Origin of the sequence: Helicobacter sp. UBA3407 (genome assembly GCF_949747025.1) — a bacterium.
Classification (GTDB): domain Bacteria; phylum Campylobacterota; class Campylobacteria; order Campylobacterales; family Helicobacteraceae; genus Helicobacter_D; species Helicobacter_D ganmani.
On the sequence record NZ_CATKCB010000143.1, the window covers coordinates 1 to 2,512 of the forward strand.

At 35.9% G+C, this 2,512-nt stretch carries 2 protein-coding genes and 1 pseudogene; all 3 read right to left on the minus strand.

Going from position 1 to position 2,512, the window contains the following annotated elements; translation table 11 throughout:
- Positions 1-66 precede the first annotated feature (66 nt).
- On the minus strand, positions 67-1,350 hold the full coding sequence (locus Q1553_RS05185) for a glycosyltransferase family 8 protein (RefSeq protein WP_300668245.1): 1,284 nt from the start codon (positions 1,348-1,350) through the stop codon (positions 67-69).
- Between the two features lie 11 nt (positions 1,351-1,361).
- Positions 1,362-2,291, minus strand: a complete 930-nt coding sequence (locus Q1553_RS05190) for a glycosyltransferase family 2 protein (RefSeq protein ID WP_297570482.1) — start codon at positions 2,289-2,291, stop codon at positions 1,362-1,364.
- Positions 2,288-2,512 (minus strand): annotated as a pseudogene (locus tag Q1553_RS05195) (sugar nucleotidyltransferase); the annotation flags it as partial. The gene Q1553_RS05190 and the pseudogene Q1553_RS05195, both read right to left, overlap by 4 nt.

The following is a 2,512-nucleotide window of genomic DNA, read 5'->3' on the forward strand; positions in this document are numbered from 1 at the left end:
TAAACGAAATATCATATTATGGATTGCAAAACTTGCATTTGCAATGACGCGCAAGGGTGCGAAAGCCTACTCCATTCTTGAGAGATGATGATATTTCAAAAAGGCTTTTTGCACCTTGTGGATTTTCAAAAGCACACTTAATGCTCCCCGTTTTCTCCTCCTTGCATAGAAAATCATCTCCCCCACAATCAGACAAAGCCCAAAAGCCTCATCAGGGATTCCATTTGCACTTTGCAACACCTTCAAATCCTCTTGCGGATTGGCTATCAATGAGCGGATTTTAAAAATACCAAATAGGCTTTTATAGTGTTCCAAAGCCTCCGCTCCAAGCCCTGCTTGAATCAAATAATCCTGCGCTTTCTCTTTGCTTGCTAGCAATTCTTGCCCAAATGCAGGGGTTTTAGCCGCATAATCCCACCAAAGCGCACTGATATTTCTGCCCTTGCTATCCGCATAAGACTTTAGATATTTCCAAGGCTTTTCGCCGAAGTGTAGAATCTTGGGGCTTTTGAAGCTCTCTGTAAATTCTGCCCTTGTGTAGTTTAAGCGATTGGGATTCTCATCTTTGCAAATACAATAGCAAAAGCAAATCGTCTGAAAGTTATAGGCAAAAGGGAGTTTCAGCACTTTATCCTGCGGAATCGTAGCATTGAGTAAATCTTGGTCTGCTGCGGTAATATAAGTGCAGCAAGAGGCTAACTCCTCGCATTTTTTTTCTATTTTCTCTTTTCTGTATTCTTTGGCATTGAGGAGCAAAAATCCGGAATTAAAGTAATTTTCGTCAAAAAAATGAAGTTTTTTTTGCCCTTTTTGCACAAATTTAATCTTGCGGTTTTTCGTGCCACAATCCCCCACAGCAGCGACAATCTTATCACTTAAATCTAGCGCAAACAACTCCCTAATATCAAACAAGCATAGCATATCCGAATCCAGATAAAGGCATTTTTCAACTTCCCTATTCAAAAAAGCGTCCATTTTTAAACGATAATAAGGCAAATAATTGCTATGTGCCGCACCACACTTGGGAAATTGCTTAAAATCAAACTCTTGCATAATATGCACTTGGATTGTGCAAGGATAAATTTCAGTCAAGGACTTTTCAAGCCCCTTTAGCTTCTCCCTTGCTTGCTCACTCACAGAATCGCTTAAAATATGAAAAATATAACCCTCTTGCCTCTTGCTCAAGGATTCCACTTTAAGATTCCTAATTGCGCTATTATCCCCCATATTAGAGGATTGGCAAAGTCTTTCAAACCCCTTTGAAGTGTCGGTGTTTTGGACAATACTTGCAATCAAAACCGCAGTGTATGGAATATAATTTTCATCAGCACTAAAAACAATATGAAACATTCAAAAAACCTTTAAAATGGAGATTTAAGCAATCTGCTTTTAAGAATCTTTACTCTTTTTCTTTTGATTTTAAGCCCTAAACGACAGAAAAAGCCTTTGTTTATGCTCTTTTGCAAATCTAAATAATGAATTTTAAGGTTGCAAACTGCTATTCCAATGAATACATTATGACTTTTCAAAGGAATCTGTGGCAAATGCTTTAAAAAATTTATTGCAAAAAGCAAATTTTGCAAACATAAAGCAATTTTAGATAAATTCGTCTTTTCTTGAGTTGTTGAATTTTCATTGACATAATAAATATAAAGGGACTGGTTTAAAAGCCTGACTTTTTTGACATAGGATAAATAAGATACACTCACGATTGCGTCCTCTGCCATTAAAAGCCTCTCTTGAATATTTTTTAGATTTTCTTCAAAGTTTTGGATAAAAATTTCTGTTCTAAATGCCTTATTACACAGAGAGTTAATGAGATTGCTACCTCCATTATCAATCCACAATTTCTCAAATTCATCAAGATTTAAAGATAAATCCCGATTAAACCAAGAGTTTTCTTGATATTGTCTTTCTCCCTCTTGACGCTTAAATTGAAAAATACATAAATCTATCTCCTCTTGAAAGCTCAAAGCAACTTCTTCGCAAGCATTTTTCTCCAAAGTGTCATCAGAATCTAAAAACATTAGAATCTGCCCCCCCCCTCTATTAGCATATATTGCCCCTTTATTCCTACACACAAAGGGACCTAGATTGCTATCATTTTCTATCAAATGTATTCTCTCATCTGTTTGACAAAATTGCTTAACGATTTCTATGCTTTTATCCTCTGACTTATCATCTACAACAATGATTTCTATGTTAGAATAAGTTTGCTTTATACAGCTCTCCAATGCCCTTGCAATGAATTTTTCAGTATTGAATAGAGGAATAATAATAGAAATTTTCAATATCCTACCTCCAAATCACTCTTAAAATCAATCTCGCACCAACTGCCATTAATCTCCACCGCTTGTGCGCCACCGAATCTATCAATCAAGCCTTGCAAAAAGCTTGTCATATACATATTATCAAAATCTTTGCCATCATACATCGCATTTCTATCCAAACTATCATAGAATCCTAAAACTTGTGGCAAAAAGTGGTAAGAAAATTTAAAAAGCCCAATATA

Excerpts from the sequence above, each read along its gene's own strand:
- Q1553_RS05185 (WP_300668245.1), bottom strand. The coding sequence starts at position 1,350 with ATGTTTCATATTGTTTTTAGTGCTGATGAAAATTATATTCCATACACT.